Genomic DNA, 14,794 nt, shown 5'->3' with positions numbered 1-14,794 from the left:
GACAGCCCTTGCGACCGACCCGTCAGAGGCCGAACCATGCTAGGCGGCATCAGCCCGTCCGGGTGGAAGCGTTCGTCTCCGCTCAGGTCGCCGAGCCGCGCAGTCCGTGCACGGCGTACGCCGCGACCGGCCGCCCGAAGCCCTTGAGCCCCAGCTCGCCGACGGCCTCGGCGTCGACCAGCGTCTCGATCTCGGCGTGGACGCGCTGGCCGATGAGCACCTGGCCGGAGGCGGCGCTGTCGCTCAGCCGGGCGGCGAGGTTGGTCACCGGACCGAGTGCGCCGTAGTCGTACCGGCCCTCGAAGCCGATCCGCCCCAAGGTGGCGTAGCCGGACTCGATGCCGATCCCCAGCGCGAGGACGATGCCACGCTTGCGCCATGACTCGGCCATGGGCGCGAAGCGCTCTTGCGCGGCGAGGGCGAAGCGGACCGCCTTGAGCTCATGGTCGGCCACCGGCACCGGGTCGTTGAAGAAGACCATGACGCCGTCGCCGGCGAAGTGCTCGAGGGTCCCCTCGTGCTCGGGGATCAGGGTGCCGAGCAGCCGGTGGTATGCACGGATCACCTCGAGCTGTTCCTCCGGGGCGGCGGTCTCCACGAAGGCCGTCGATCCGCGCAGGTCGCAGAAGACGCAGGTGATGTGGGCCCGGTGGCCGGCGAGCAGGACCTCGCCATCGTCGGAGGAGACGAGTGCGGCGATCTGCGGCGACAGGAACCGGGACAGCTCGGTCCGCTGCCGCTCGACCGCGCTGATGAGGCGAGCGTTGGTGATCGCGATGGCGGCCTGGTCGGCGAATGTCTTGACGAGCTCGACCTGCTCCTCGGTGAACGGAGACGGGTCGGCGCGGCCGGCCGTGATCACCCCGACGAGGACCTCGTCGTGCAGGATGGGCACGCCGAGCAGGGCGCGGGATCGCGCCCTTCCGGACGCGGGGACGGAGTAGTCGGCGTCCTCGAGCACGTCCCGAATCTGCACGACCGCGCGCGCCAGACCGCTCCGTCCGGCAACGCTCGTGCGGTCGAGGGCGTGCGCATCGGTCCTCGCCTCGGTCGGCTCGACGCCGGGCCGCTCCACACCGTCGTCCACACTCTCGGCATGCAGGCGCAGCATGCTACCGGCCACCAGGTACAGCTGGGAGTGGTCACCGCGACACAGTCTCCGCGCGGCCGTGACGATCTCGTCGAGCACCGGCTGCAGGCCCTGCGAGCCGGCCACCGCGCGCAGGACGTCCGCCACGGCCCGTCGCTGGTCGCCGAGCCGCTTCTCGGTCAACGACGCGTTGACCCGGGCCCGCAGCAGGGCGGCGTTGAACGGCTTGGGGAGGTAGTCGGCGGCGCCGATCTCGATGCACCGCACCACGCTGTCCAGGTCCTCGTTGGATGAGACGACGATCACCGGGAGGTCGCGGAGGGACGCGTCGGCCTTGAGCTGCTCCAGGGTCGCGAACCCGTCGAGCTCGGGCATCTCGAGGTCGAGCAGGATCGCGTCGATCGCAGGGCCGTCGCCCGCCCGGAGCAGCTCCAGCGCCCGCAGCCCGTTCTCGGCGGTGAACGCCTCATGGCCCTCGGCGGTCAGGGCTCGGCTCAGGACGGTCCGGTTGACCAGGCTGTCGTCGACGACGAGGACCCGCCCTCCGGGTGCGCTCACGGCTCGCCCTGCGCCGGGACCGCGGCCAACGCCCGTTCGACCCGGGCCAGCTCCGCCGCGATCCTGTCGACGAGGGTCGCTGCTCCGTCGAGCCGACCGTCGCGGGCGCGCTGCTCGAGCTCGCGGCAGAGGTCTGCGAAGGCGGTCGCTCCGAGTGTCGCGCCGTTCGACTTGAGGGTATGCGCGGCTCGCCTGACCCGGTCGAGGTCCCCGTCGCGGACCGCGTCGGTCAGGGTCGTGCGGAGGGGAGCCGCCTCGGCCGCGAAAGCCTCCATCACCTGGTCGCGCAGCTCGGGGCCACCCATCGCCACGAGGTCCGCGAGGGCTTGCGGGTCGAGTTCGGCGGCGTCGGCTCCGCGAGGGTCAGCGTCGAACTCGGCCTCGCCGGGGCGGTCCACCGCATCGGACGCTTCGGGCCTGCGGTCGGGATCGGGGGCGATCCGCAGCGCCTCCGCCAACGACTCGAGACGGATCGGCTTCGCGAGGTAGTCGTCCATCCCCGCAGCGAGGCACTCATCGCGATCGTCGGCCATCGCGTTGGCCGTCATGGCGATGATGTACGGACCGCGGTCGTGCCACCGTTCGCGGATCCGCCGCGTCGCGTCGAGACCGTCCAGCTCCGGCATCTGCACATCCATCAGGACCACGTCGTAGCGTCGTCTCTCGAGGGCCTCCAGGGCCTCGAGACCGTTCCACGCCACATCCGCCCGATGGCCGAGTCGCGCGAGCATGCCGAGGGCGACGGTCTGGTTCACCGCACCGTCCTCGACGAGGAGGATCTCGATCGGCGCTCGCCCCGTCTCCTCCGACGGGCCGGCAGCGGGTTCCGTCTCGTCCTCGGGCTCGTCCAGCACCCGGCTCAGCGCCTCGTGGAGCTGCGCGACCTTGAGCGGTTTGGACATCTGGGCGTCGAAGTCCCGCACCGTGTCACCGGGCGGCAGCCGCCCGAGCGACGTGACCAGGATGAGCGGGAGCTCGGCCACGCGCCGCTTGACCTCACTGGCCAGCTCGATGCCGTCCATGTCGGGCATCAGATGGTCGAGCACCGCGACGTCGAACCGCTCTCCGGCGTCGAGCAGCTGAAGAGCCAGGTCGGGTCGGCCGACGGCGACGGTTTCCATGCCCCAGGAGCGGGTCTGCCGACGGATGATCTCGCGGTTGGTCGCGTTGTCGTCGACGACGAGCACCCGTCTGCCCTGAAGGAGCGGCTGCACCGTCCGCTGCGCGGTCGGGAGCGGCAGCTCGGCCTCCTCGGCGGGCCAGGTGACGGTGAACGTCGACCCTGCGCCCACCACGCTGTCGAGCTCTACGGTGCCGTCCATCAGCTCGACGATCCGGCGCGTGATCGCGAGACCCAGTCCGGTGCCTCCGTACCGACGGGTCGTGGAGGCGTCGACCTGGGTGAACGACTCGAAGATGCGGGTCGCCCGGTCCGCGGGGATGCCGATGCCCGTGTCGCGCACGGCCATCCGGATCCGGTGCGATCCAGCCTCCACGGGTTCGGCGTCGAGCGTGACGACGATCTCGCCACGCTCGGTGAACTTGACCGCGTTCGAGAGGAGGTTGAGCAGCACCTGGCGCAGTCGGGCGGGATCGCCGAGCACACCCGTCGGCACTCCGTCTCCGACGAGACAGCCCAGCTCGATGTCCTTCTCGGCTGCCCTGCGGGCCACGATGTCCAGTGACTCGGACACGCACGCCCGCAGATCGAAGGGGACCCGCTCGAGCTCGAGCTTGCCGACCTCGATCTTGCTGTAGTCGAGGATGTCGTCGATCACGTGCAGGAGTGCGTCGCCGCTGGAGCGGATGACCTCGGCGAACTCGCGCTGTTCGGAGGTGAGCTCGGTGTCGAGCAGCAGATCGCTCATCCCGATCACGGCGTTCATCGGGGTCCGGATCTCGTGGCTCATCGTCGCCAGGAACGCGGTCTTGGCCTGGGTCGCCGCCACGGCCTCCTCGCGGGCCCGGTGGAGCTCCTTGAGATAGCGCGCCTTGTCGATCGTCGTGGCGGCGAACGACGCGAACGCGTTCGCCGTGCGCACCAGGTCGGGCGGGTAGGAGTCGCGCTCGAAGGAGTCGAGGGTGAGCATCCCGATGAGTCGGTCGCCGATGAGGAGGGGCACAGCCATCCAGGTGCGGATCACGCCGTCCGTGTGCGCGTCCTCGAAGGACGGGTACCGCTCGGCCGGGTCGGAGACGATCATCGTCTCGTGGCGCTGGACCAGCTCCCAGGCTGGGTCCTCGGGCCCTCGACACAGGTAGCGGTGCCGCATGACCTCGTCGGCGTTGGGGACTCCGACGAGCGCGAGGATCTCGAACTCGTCCCCGTCGAGCTGCTGGATGCTGGCGCTTCGGTAGGGGACGACCTTGCCCACCTCGGAGAGGATCAGGTCGAAGACCTCGCGCAGGTCGAGCGTGCTGCTCAGGGAGTGGGCGGCGGCGCGCAGGGTCTCGGCCTGCTCGCGCGCGGAGCGCTCGGTGTCGAGGAGGCGGGCGTTCTCGATGGCCATGGCGGCCTGGGTGGCGAACGCGGTCGCGAGCTCGGCGAGCTCATCGGTGTAGAAGTCGGCCTCGAACTTGTCGACGCTGAGGACACCGATGACCCGTTCCCCGATGAGCATCGGGACGCAGAGCCAGCCCCGGATGCGGCCCGAGCCGTGCTCCTGGCTCGCGAAGTGGGGGTGCGTGGACACGTCGGCGACGACCTGCCACCGCTTGGAGCGCACCACCTGGATGCCGGGGTTGTCCTCGTCGTCCAGGTCGAATCCGACGCCGAGCATGCCCCCGAGGTCCTCGAAGCCGCGGCCGCTGACGATGACGAGCCGATCGCCGTGGATGACCTGGATCGAGCAGCTGTCGTAGGGCACGACCTTCGCCAGCTCGCCGAGGATCGCCTCGAAGGTGTCCTCGAGAGTCAGCGTCTTCCCGAGCACCCGGGTGACGGCGAGGAGCGTCTCGGCGCGCAGGCGGGCCGACTCCAGCTCGGCGATGCGGGCGTCCGCCTCCCGCAACCGGTCGGCCAGCTGTTCCGGAATCGCCCTCCCGTCCGCCATCTCCACGAGTATGGTCACCCCTCGCGGTCGCGTCCAGCGTCGCCCGCCCGGTCGGTCAGTACGCGCGCGTGCGCAGGACGACCGCGTAGTCGACGGACCGCCCCTCGTGGTGGGCGAGGATGCGGTCGGCCGCCGCGGGAGGGAACTCGATGCGGACGACGGCCTCGAGATCGGCGCGGTCGTCGAACTCCCAGGAGGTCACGACCGTCTCGCGCCCCCATCCGTGGCGGCTCCAGAACCGTTCTGTCGCATCCGCATCGTATGCGGGGTAGGCGGCCGCGAACCAGGAGCCGAAGGTCGAGGGGACGGTCAGGTCGTTGTCGACGACGAAGGCGACTCCGCCGGCGGCCATGACCCGGTCCAGCTCACGCAGTCCGGGCTCGGATCCCGAACCGAAGAAGTAGGCCCACCGGGCGTGCATGACGTCGATGCTCGCGTCCGGGAGCGGAACCGACTCCGCACCACCGGGCAGGACCCTGATGCGCTCGCGGTCCGGGGCGGCGAGCCGGGAGACCCGGGCCCGGGCCAGGGCGAGTAGCGGCGGGTGCGGCTCGACCCCCACCACCCTGGCGGCGCCCAGACCGACCCAGCGGGCGAGGTGGAAGCCGCTGCCGCAGCCGAGGTCGAGGAGCCGGGCACCCGCGATCCTCCGGTGGGCGAGTATGGCCGCCTCGATCCGATGCTCCCGGTCCACGGCGAGGTTCTCGACCTCGTAGGTCTGCGGGTCGTTCCAGATGTTCGGGCTGGGGATCGGACCGGTCACGGGGTCGTGCGCGGAGGCGCCTTCCGCGCGCTCGGACGCCGGCCCGGCCCACCTGCGGCCAGCGTGGCCGGGTGCACCAGGAGTGGCAGCATCCGGCGGCTGCGGACGGTCCGCGCGGCCTTCACGGCGGCCAGGTGCGCCTCGCAGCGGACGACGAGCGCCGCATACGCCTCCTCGCCCATCAGCTCGACCAGCTCGTCGGCGCTGTTGCGGAACACCGGCTCACGGCCGACGTGCGCCTCCGAGTTGCCCGAGCAGTACCAGTCCAGGTCGTGTCCACCGGGCCCCCAGCCGCGGCGGTCGTACTCGGTGATCGTCGTCTCGAGATAGCTGGAGCCGTCGGGAAGCTCCACGGTCCGGTAGGTGCGCCGGATCGGCAGCTGCCAGCACACGTCGGGTTTGGTCGTATGCGGTGGCTCGCCCATGAGGACCGCGTGCTGGTGCAGGGCGCATCCCGCCCCGGCCGGGAAGCCGGGCCGGTTGAGGAAGATGCAGGCTCCGTCGACGATGCGGGTCCGGCGGGCGCCGTCCTCCTTCTCGGTCCAGGCCGACCGCCGCAGCCGGCCCTCGGCGTCGAAGCCCTTCGGTCCGGGGCGGTGCTGCCACTCGTCCTCGCCGAGCCGCTCCGCGACGGCCCGCACACGCTCGACGTCCTCCCGGTCGGTGAAGTGCGCACCCAGGGTGCAGCACCCGTCGTCAGGGCGGTCGGCGTAGATGCCCCTGCACCCGGAGCCGAAGATGCACGTCCAGTCGGATGTGAGCCACGTCAGGTCGCACCGGAACCGTTGTCCGGGCTCAGCGGGGTCGGTGAACTCGACCCAGATCCGGGGGATGTCGAGGTCCGACTCAGGCACGTGGGACACCCTATGCGCTCGACCACTACGCTGATCGCATGCGCCTCGGGGTCATCGACGTCGGCTCCAACACGGTCAACATGCTCATCGTCGACGCCTACCCCGGCGCCCACCCCCTGCCGGCGCACTCGCACAAGATCACCCTCCGTCTCTCCGAGCACGTGACCGACGACGGACGGATCGGCGACGAAGGCCGCGACCGGCTGGTCGACTTCGTCGGGGAGTGCCTCGACCTCGCCGAGGAGAAGGGCGCCGAGTCCCTCGTGGGCTTCGCGACGAGCGCCATCCGCGACGCGCCCAACGGCGACGACGTCCTCGAGGCCGTACGCTCACGCCACGACGTCGACCTGCAGGTGATGACGGGCGAGGACGAGGCCCGTCACACGTTCCTCGCGGCGCGTCGCTGGTTCGGATGGTCCTCGGGGACGTTGCTGATGATCGACATCGGCGGGGGTTCCCTCGAGCTCGCGACAGGAATGGACGAGGAGCCCGACGTGGCCATCTCGCTCCAGCTCGGAGCCGGCCGGATCACCCGCGACCACCTCGTGGGCGACCCGCCGCAGGCGGAGGCGATTCGGGCCGCTCGCAAGTACGTCCGCGCCGAGATCGCCGCCGCGGCCCGCCCGATCATCAAGCACCCCGACGCGAACAGGGTCGTCGGCACCTCGAAGACGATGCGGTCGCTCGCCCGGATCTGCGGGGCCGCGCCGAGCCGGGAGGGGCCCTATGTCACCCGGCTCCTCGAGCGGTCCCGACTGACCGACGAGCTGTCCCGGCTGGCGGACATGACCCTCGCCGAGCGCAGGGCGCTCCCGGGGGTGTCGGGCTCTCGGGCTCCGCAGCTGCTCGGCGGCGCCATCGTCGCCGAGGCGGCGATGGACCTGCTCGGTGTCGACAGTCTCGAGATCTGTCCGTGGGCCATGCGGGAGGGCGTCATCCTCCGTCTCCTCGACCACTCGGGAACCTGACCACGCGGACGGGTCCGCCCGTCGCGACCCACCGCACCCGTGCGACGCTAGAGCCGATGTCCGCCACCTACCCGAGCCGCCCGGGACGCCCGACCGCCCCGATCGCCCTCTCGACCGCATCGACCTACCCCGACCGGTGCGCGTCCTCCTTCGCCCTGGCCCGTCAGCTCGGCTACGACGGCATGGAGGTCATGGTGTGGACCGACCCCGTGACGCAGGAGGCCGGGGCGCTGCGTGCGCTCTCCGAGCTGCATGAGCTGCCGATCGTCTCGATCCACGCCCCGACCCTCCTCCTCACCCAGCGCGTCTGGGGCTCCGACCCGTGGACCAAGGTGGACCGCTCGATCGACCTCGCGCTCGAGGTCGGCGCGCGCGTCGTGGTCCTGCATCCGCCGTTCCGGTGGCAGAAGGGGTATGCCGAGTCCTTCGCCGACGGCGTCGCCGAGCGGGAGCGCTCCAGCGGGATCGAGCTGTGCGTCGAGAACATGTACCCGTGGCGGGCCGGGCGGCGGGCCGGGCAACGGCGTGAGCTCGAGGCCTATCTGCCGCACTGGGACCCCACGACCCAGGACTACGCCCACGTCACCCTCGACCTGTCGCACACCGCCACCGCCGGCAGCGACGCGCTCGCCATGGCCGGGGCCCTCGGCGAGCGGCTGCGGCACGTCCACCTCGCCGACGGGCTGGGCTCGGTCCGCGACGAGCACCTCGTGCCGGGCCGGGGGACGCAGCCGTGCGGGGAGCTGCTCGAGATCCTGGCCCGGCAGCGTTTCGACGGGGCGATCGTCGTCGAGGTCGGCACCCGCAAGCTGACACCGGAGCAGCGCGAGATCGACCTTGCCGAGTCACTCGCCTTCGCCCGGCTGAACTTCGCCGCGCCCGTGGGCCGGTAGCCCGCTCGCTCCGGACTTCCCGCGGAGCCGGCACCTGGCGGCTGAGCCGTCAGCCGCCGTGCTCGTCCGAGGAGGTCTGCGGGGCCACGGCCCAGGACGGCGGGACGTCGGTGCCGTCCTCCTCGTCCCGCTCCGCATCCCGTGCGGTCTGTTGGACGATCCCGGCGGCGTGGTGCACGGGGGCGTAGATCGCATACAGCCGCATGTCCGTCTCGCCGATGTTGACGATGTCGTGCCACGTGCCGGCCGGCACGGTCACGCACCACCCGTCCTCGACCTCCTGCACGAACGACAGGTCGTCCTCGCTCGGTCCCATCGTGACCCGTCCCCGGCCGGCGTCGAGCCGGAGGAACTGGTCGGTGTCGGGGTGCGCCTCGAGGCCGACCGAGGATCCCGGGGGGATCGACATGAGGGTCACCTGCAGGTGGGCGCCGGTCCACACGACGGTGCGGTAGGTCGAGTTCTCGCGGGTCGCGGTCTCGATGTCGAAGGCGTTGGGCCGGGGGCCGATGTCGTCGACGGACATGGGGATCCTCCTTCGGGGTGACCGGTCGTCGGTCGTGACTGCTCCCTCCCACCGTAGACGAGGAGGGACGCCGGGGATGATGGTCCCCATGAACCGAATCCTCCTCATCACCAACGCCGCAGCCGGCACCGCCGACGAGCGGGCCATCGAGGAGGCTGTCGAGGTGCTTCGCGAGGGCGCGGAGGTCGAGGTCGTGGGCACTCGTGACGAGGACGAGCTGTTGACGACCGTCGCGGACCGCCCCGGGGTTCCCGTCGTCGTCGCGGGCGGCGACGGGAGCCTGCACGCGCTCGTGGGTGCGCTCGACGCGCTCGGACGGCTGGGTTCCGAGAGGGACGGAGCCGAGGCCCCGGTCGTGGGTCTGCTGCCGCTCGGCACCGGCAACGACTTCAGCCGGGCCCTGGACCTGCCGCGCGACCCGGGCGAGGCCGCAGCCGTCGTGCTCGGGGGTTGCACCGAACCCATCGACGTGGTCCGCGACGAGACAGGCGGTCTGGTCGTCAATGTCGCCCACGTGGGCGTGGGCGCCGAGGCGGGAGAGCGGGCCCGGCCGTGGAAGGCCCGGTTGTCGAAGGTCGGACTCGGCGTCCTCGGGTATGCGGTGGGCGCGGTTCTCGCGCTGTTCACCACCGAGGGGTGGCGGCTGACCGTCGTCGCCGACGGCCTGACGATCGCGGGCGGTGGGCGGCGGGTGCTGCAGGTCGCGGTGGCCAACGGCCGGACGATCGGGGGCGGTGCCCGCATCGCGCCCGACTCCGACGCCTCCGACGGGCTGATCGACGTCGCTGTCTCCTTCGCGATCGGCCGGGCCGCCCGGATCCGGTACGGGCTGGCGATGCGTCGTGGGCGGCATCAGGAGCTCGACGACGTCGTGCGTACGCGCGCCCGGGAGGTCACCGTGCGGGCATCGAACGGCACGTTCACCGTCAACACCGACGGTGAGCTGTCGCACCCCTTGCGCTCCCGCACGTGGCGGGTCGAGCCTGCCGCCTATCGCATGCTCGTCCCTGCCCGTCGCTCGGTGCCCGGGCAGACGCTCACGCCGGGCCACGGACGGTCGACCGAGTAGGTTGAGGGCCATGATCGACCCAGCCGACATCCTTCGCGCCGGCCTGCTCCAGCTCAGCGAGTCCGACCTCGTCCGCCGCACGGTCGTCACGGCGCCGATCTCCCGCGGTGTGGTGACCCGTTTCGTCGCCGGTGAGGGAACCGAGGACGCGGTGCGCGTCACCTCGGTCCTGCGCCAGACCGGGCGGGTCGCGACCATCGACTACCTCGGGGAGTACACGACCGACCCGGACCAGGCCGACCACACGCGCGAGGCCTATCTCTCCCTGCTCCGGAGGCTCAGGGAGGAGAACCTCAGCCAGCACGGACAGGCCGAGGTGTCCCTCAAGCTGAGTGCGGTCGGGCAGTCCCTCGAACGCGACGGAGACGCGATCGCCCTGGACAACGCGCGGGCCATCTGCGCGGCCGCGCAGGACGCCGACACGACGGTGACCCTCGACATGGAGGACCACACGACGACCGATCGCACACTGGAGACGGCCCGGACCCTGCGCGAGGACTTCCCCTGGGTCGGCATCGTGCTCCAGTCCCAGCTGCGTCGCACCGAGGGGGACTGCCGGGACTTCGCGGGTCCGGGCAGCCGGGTGCGGCTGTGCAAGGGGGCCTACAAGGAGCCGCAGTCGGTGGCGTACCAGGACGGTGCCGATGTCGACCTCGCGTTCGTCCGCTGCCTGAAGATCCTCATGGCGGGGGAGGGGTACCCGATGCTGGCGACGCACGACCCTCGCCTCGTGGCGATCGGGCAGTCGCTGGCCGACTCCCACGACCGCGACCCGGACACGTTCGAGTTCCAGATGCTGTTCGGCATCCGGCCCGAGGAGCAGAAGCGGATCGCGGACCGAGGCAACCAGATGCGTGTCTACGTCCCCTACGGCGACGAGTGGTACGGCTACCTCATGCGCCGTATGGCCGAGCGTCCCGCGAACACGGCGTTCTTCCTTCGCGCCCTCGCCACGAAGGGGTGACCCCCGTGACATCCGAGGGGACCAGGACCACCGACGTCAGCCGTGACGAGGGCACCCGTGCGACCGTGGCCATCTTCGGGGCCGGGGTCATGGGCGAGACGCTGCTGTCGGGGTTGCTCCGGGCCGGACGCCGCGCGGAGGACCTCGTCATCACCGAGCGTCGACCGGAGCGCATCGATGAGCTGCGCGACCGGTACCCCGGCGTCCGGATCCTCGACAACGTCGATGCCGCCGAGCTGGCCGAGGTGCTCGTCCTCGTCGTCAAGCCCCAGGACATGGCAGGTCTGCTCCTCGAGATCTCCGAGCACGTCCGGCCGGGGAACCTCGTCGTCTCCCTCGCCGCCGGGATCACGACCCAGTTCCTCGAGAGCCACCTGCCCAACGGGTCCTCCGTGGTCCGGGTCATGCCCAACACGCCGGCCCTCGTCGACCAGGGGATGGCGGCGCTGTCGAGCGGTGGACACTGCACGGCGGAGCACATGGCCGAGGCGATGGAGCTGCTGCAGTCCTGCGGACGGGCGATCGAGGTCCCCGAGAAGTACCAGGACGCCGTGACCGCGATCAGCGGCAGCGGTCCGGCCTACGTCTTCTATGTCGTCGAGGCGATGATCGAGGCCGGAGTGGTGCTGGGTCTGCCGCGCGCCACGGCGACCGAGCTCGTCGTCCAGACGCTCTTCGGGGCGGCCACGATGATCAAGGAGACCGGGCAGCACCCCACCGTCCTCCGGGAGCAGGTCACGAGCCCCGGCGGCACGACCGCCGCAGCCCTGCGGCAGCTGGACGACCACAAGGTGCGCGCCGCGTTCATCACGGCCATGGAGGCCGCGGCGGCGCGGTCCGCCGAGCTGAGCGGCCAGTAGCCCCGGGGTGACGGTTCCATGATCGGGAGAGCGGCCCTTCCCGGACTGCAGGTCCACCGGGTCGGTCCGCGCGACTGGCGGACCTACCGGGATGTCCGTCTGGCGGCGCTGATCGACAGCCCCCGGGCGTTCTGGACCACGTATGCGCAGGCCGCGGCCCTGCTCGAGGAGGACTGGCGGGACCGGTTGGACTGGCCGACGTGGATCGCTCGGGCGCCGCTCTCACCCGACCCGGAGCGACCTCCCGCACCCGTGGGTCTCGTCGCGCTGTGGCGGGTCCCGGACTCCCCCGACGACCGCATCCACATCACCCAGATGTGGGTGGCTGGCTGGGCCAGGGGGAGGGGGGTCGCCGATGCGTTGATCGACGCGGCCGTCGAGTCGGCCCGCGCCGACGGCTGGGGGACCGTCGCGCTCGAGGTGGCCGAGGAGAACGTGCGTGCGGAGCGCTGCTATCGCCGGCTGGGCTTCCACCGCACCGGGGCCGAGGCGGTCATGCCCTGGGACGATGACGTCGTCGAGGTGGAGATGGCGCTCGAGCTCGACGTCCCGTCCGAGCGGAGGAGTGACGAACCGGACAGGGGCTGACGTGCGCAGTCGTCCAACGCGGCGGGACCCGATCCCCCGCCCCGACGACGACCGTGTGAGAATCGTCGATATGGCTGACATCACCGTGCGCGAGCTGACCGAGGAGGAGTGGGACCAGTACCGCTCCGTGCGCCTGGCGGCGCTCCAGGAGTCGCCCGAGGCGTTCGTCGCCTCGTACGACGAGGAGTCCGACTACGACGAGGAGTACTGGCGACTGCGGATGCGACGGTCCCAGCGCCTCCTGGCCGAGTGTGACGGGGAACCGGTCGGGATCGCGAGCGTCGGCGAGGTCGACACCGACGACGGCTGTCAGGGCGAGCTCTTCGGCCTCTGGGTCTCGCCCGCCCTGCGCGGCAAGGGCATCGCCACCAAACTCGTGAGTGCTGGCGCGAAGAACGCATCCGAGCAGGGCCACAGCCATCTCTACTACTGGGTCGGCACGGACAACGGCCGGGCTGTCGCGTTCGCGAGCGGCTTCGGGTTCCGCCCGACCGACAAGCGTCGTCCGGTGCGGGTCGAGAGCGAGGAGGACGGCGACGAGGAGATCGCGATGGTCCTCTCGCTCGCTGACTGACGGGTGCGGTCAGGGCCGGGCGGCCAGCTTCTCCAGCAACTCGGTCTTGCCGGCGACGATGAGGGTGTCGCCCTGCATGACCTTGGTCTGGGGGATCGCGTAGGTGAAGTCCTGACCCGGTGACTTCACGCCGACTACGGTGACGCCGTACTTGCTGCGCAGGGCGCTCTGCTCGAGGGTGAAGCCCAGGGTCTCCTGAGGCGGGCGCATCTTGATGATGGCGAACCCGTCGTCGAACTCGATGAAGTCCTGGAGCTTTCCGTTGACGAGGTGGGCCACGCGTCGACCCGAGTCGGCCTCCGGGCGCACGACGTTGTGCACCCCGATCCGCTCGAGGATGCGTCCGTGCTCGGGGGAGAGCGCCTTCGCCCAGATCGACTCGACGCCGGCGTCGACGAGGTTGGCCGACGCCAGGACGGAGGCCTCGACGGAGGACCCGATGCCCACGACGGCGATGCTGAAGCTACGGGCCTTGACCGTGTCGATGATGCGCGCCTCGGCCGCATCGGCCTGTACGACCCTCGTCAGTCGACCGAGATAGCTCTCCGCCAGAGCCCCGTCGATCTCGACGCCGAGCACCCGGTGACCGAGCTTCTGCAGCTCCACCGCAGCGGCCCCACCGAACCGGCCGAGGCCGATGACGAGCACGTCGTCGTCGTACAGGCGACTCTTCGACATGGCGGGAAGCCTAGCCCGCGGCAAGGAGTAGCGTGCAGGCTATGGCAGCAACGACGCGGGTCATCTGGGACGACGACTTCACCGCATACGACTTCGGCGAGGGGCACCCCATGACGCCGCTGCGGCTGGAGCTGACGGCCCGGCTGTGCGAGTCGTTCGGGCTGTTCGACCTGCCTGAGGTCGAGGTCGTCTCACCGTGCGAGGCGTCGGACGACGTGCTCGCGACGGTCCACGACCGTGACTACATCTCAGCGGTCAAGGAAGCCGGCCTCGATCCCTCGAGCGCCGACCCGCGCCGAGGTCTCGGGACCGATGACGATCCTGCGTTCCTCGGGATGCACGAGGCGAGTGCCCGGGTCGTCGAGGGCACCCGGTTGGTGTGCGAGGGGGTCTGGCGGGGCGACTCCATGCACGGGGTGAACTTCTGCGGAGGCCTGCATCACGCGATGCGCGACCGTGCCTCCGGCTTCTGCATCTACAACGACATCGCCGTCGGAATCCAGTGGCTCCTCGACAACGGCGCCCAGCGAGTCGCCTATGTCGACGTCGATGTCCACCACGGCGACGGCGTCGAGACGGTCTTCTGGGACGACCCCAGGGTTCTGACCATCTCCGTACACGAGAACGGTCGCATCCTCTTCCCCGGCACGGGGTGGCCGGCGGACATCGGCGGACAGCATGCCGAGGGGACGGCAATCAACGTCGCGCTCCCTCCCGGGGTGACCGACTCGGCCTGGCTCAGATCGATCACCTCGGTGGCCGAGCCCCTGGTCCGGGCCTTCAAGCCGGACATCCTGGTGAGCCAGCACGGGTGCGACACCCATGTGGACGACCCGCTCGCTCACATGGCGGTCACGGTCGACGCCCAACGGCAGGCCGGCGAGGCGATGCACCGACTCAGCCACGAGGTGTGCGGAGGCCGATGGGTTGCGTTGGGCGGAGGCGGCTACGAGGCCATCGACGTCGTCCCCCGGGCGTGGACCCACCTGACCGCGATCGCGGCCCACCGCCCGATCGACCCCGCTGAGGAGACGCCGCTCTCCTGGCGGGAGTACGTCGCCCGGCGCACCGGGCGGCCCGGGCCCCGACGGATGGGGGACGTGCCGGCGAGCGGACTGCCGATCTGGGTCCAGCCGTGGTCCATGGGCTACAACCCGGAGAGTCCGACCGACCGTGCGATCCTGGCGGCCCGCGAGGCGACTTTCGCCCACCACGGCCTCGACCATCACTTCGACTGACCCGCACGTCGACGCACGGCACGATGTGGACCGGCACGGATTCTGTGGCCGGCGACCGGCGTGTCGAGTGGACGTGCGGACAAATTATCCGCTGCTGACTTCCCACGGGTCACATCTG

General features: G+C 70.9%; 14 protein-coding genes. 8 read left to right on the top strand and 6 right to left on the bottom strand.

Annotated features, from left to right (window positions below; genetic code table 11):
* Positions 1 to 82 precede the first annotated feature (82 nt).
* The 4 genes from GA707_RS02965 to GA707_RS02950 are packed head-to-tail and all read right to left on the bottom strand — an operon-like array spanning position 83 to position 6,318.
* A complete protein-coding gene (locus tag GA707_RS02965) occupies positions 83 to 1,648 on the bottom strand; it encodes a response regulator (protein ID WP_152176887.1) in 1,566 nt (521 codons plus the stop codon).
* Positions 1,645 to 4,701, bottom strand: a complete 3,057-nt coding sequence (locus GA707_RS02960) for a response regulator (RefSeq protein ID WP_152176886.1) — start codon at positions 4,699 to 4,701, stop codon at positions 1,645 to 1,647. Before GA707_RS02960 ends, GA707_RS02965 begins: the two co-directional genes overlap by 4 nt.
* 55 nt (positions 4,702 to 4,756) lie before the next feature.
* Complete coding sequence (locus tag GA707_RS02955) at positions 4,757 to 5,464, bottom strand: class I SAM-dependent methyltransferase (protein ID WP_152176885.1); 708 nt, start codon at positions 5,462 to 5,464, stop codon at positions 4,757 to 4,759.
* On the bottom strand, positions 5,461 to 6,318 hold the full coding sequence (locus GA707_RS02950; protein WP_152176884.1) for a hypothetical protein: 858 nt from the start codon (positions 6,316 to 6,318) through the stop codon (positions 5,461 to 5,463). The genes GA707_RS02955 and GA707_RS02950 overlap by 4 nt, the downstream gene beginning before the upstream one ends.
* 38 nt (positions 6,319 to 6,356) lie before the next feature.
* Between GA707_RS02950 and GA707_RS02945 the strand changes: the two genes are divergently transcribed.
* A complete protein-coding gene (locus tag GA707_RS02945) occupies positions 6,357 to 7,286 on the top strand; it encodes a Ppx/GppA phosphatase family protein (RefSeq protein WP_152176883.1) in 930 nt (309 codons plus the stop codon).
* Between the two features lie 56 nt (positions 7,287 to 7,342).
* Positions 7,343 to 8,179, top strand: coding sequence for a sugar phosphate isomerase/epimerase (locus tag GA707_RS02940; protein WP_152176882.1), 837 nt, complete (start codon positions 7,343 to 7,345; stop codon positions 8,177 to 8,179).
* Positions 8,180 to 8,228: 49 nt separating this feature from the next.
* Here GA707_RS02940 and GA707_RS02935 read toward each other — a convergent pair whose 3' ends face one another.
* Positions 8,229 to 8,705, bottom strand: a complete 477-nt coding sequence (locus tag GA707_RS02935) for a cupin domain-containing protein (protein ID WP_152176881.1) — start codon at positions 8,703 to 8,705, stop codon at positions 8,229 to 8,231.
* An 88-nt stretch (positions 8,706 to 8,793) separates the two neighbouring features.
* Here GA707_RS02935 and GA707_RS02930 point away from each other — a divergent pair, with 88 nt between their 5' ends.
* The 5 genes from GA707_RS02930 (at position 8,794) to GA707_RS02910 (ending at position 12,760) form a co-directional block, all read left to right on the top strand.
* Positions 8,794 to 9,774, top strand: coding sequence for a diacylglycerol kinase family protein (locus tag GA707_RS02930; RefSeq protein WP_152176880.1), 981 nt, complete (start codon positions 8,794 to 8,796; stop codon positions 9,772 to 9,774).
* 10 nt (positions 9,775 to 9,784) lie between these two features.
* Positions 9,785 to 10,738 (top strand): proline dehydrogenase family protein, encoded by a 954-nt coding sequence (locus tag GA707_RS02925; protein WP_152176879.1) that lies wholly within the window; start codon positions 9,785 to 9,787, stop codon positions 10,736 to 10,738.
* A gap of 5 nt (positions 10,739 to 10,743) precedes the next feature.
* A complete protein-coding gene (gene proC / locus GA707_RS02920) occupies positions 10,744 to 11,598 on the top strand; it encodes a pyrroline-5-carboxylate reductase (protein WP_226963486.1) in 855 nt (284 codons plus the stop codon).
* A gap of 18 nt (positions 11,599 to 11,616) precedes the next feature.
* Positions 11,617 to 12,186 carry an N-acetyltransferase gene (locus GA707_RS02915; RefSeq protein ID WP_152176878.1) on the top strand — a complete coding sequence of 190 codons (570 nt, stop codon included), beginning with the start codon at positions 11,617 to 11,619 and terminating at the stop codon, positions 12,184 to 12,186.
* Between the two features lie 70 nt (positions 12,187 to 12,256).
* Positions 12,257 to 12,760 carry a GNAT family N-acetyltransferase gene (locus GA707_RS02910; protein WP_152176877.1) on the top strand — a complete coding sequence of 168 codons (504 nt, stop codon included), beginning with the start codon at positions 12,257 to 12,259 and terminating at the stop codon, positions 12,758 to 12,760.
* Positions 12,761 to 12,769: 9 nt separating this feature from the next.
* On the opposite strand, the gene GA707_RS02905 is transcribed toward GA707_RS02910, so the two are convergent.
* Positions 12,770 to 13,438: a TrkA family potassium uptake protein gene (locus GA707_RS02905; RefSeq protein WP_152176876.1), complete on the bottom strand. Its 669-nt coding sequence runs from the start codon at positions 13,436 to 13,438 to the stop codon at positions 12,770 to 12,772.
* Positions 13,439 to 13,479: 41 nt separating this feature from the next.
* Here GA707_RS02905 and GA707_RS02900 point away from each other — a divergent pair, with 41 nt between their 5' ends.
* Positions 13,480 to 14,676 carry an acetoin utilization protein AcuC gene (locus GA707_RS02900; RefSeq protein WP_152176875.1) on the top strand — a complete coding sequence of 399 codons (1,197 nt, stop codon included), beginning with the start codon at positions 13,480 to 13,482 and terminating at the stop codon, positions 14,674 to 14,676.
* The last annotated feature ends 118 nt before the right edge of the window (positions 14,677 to 14,794 follow it).

The sequence above is a fragment of the Nostocoides sp. F2B08 genome (genome assembly GCF_009184895.1).
Lineage (GTDB): Bacteria > Actinomycetota > Actinomycetes > Actinomycetales > Dermatophilaceae > F2B08.
Note: the sequence above shows the minus strand (reverse complement) of the source record. Positions and strands in the feature narration are given on the sequence as shown.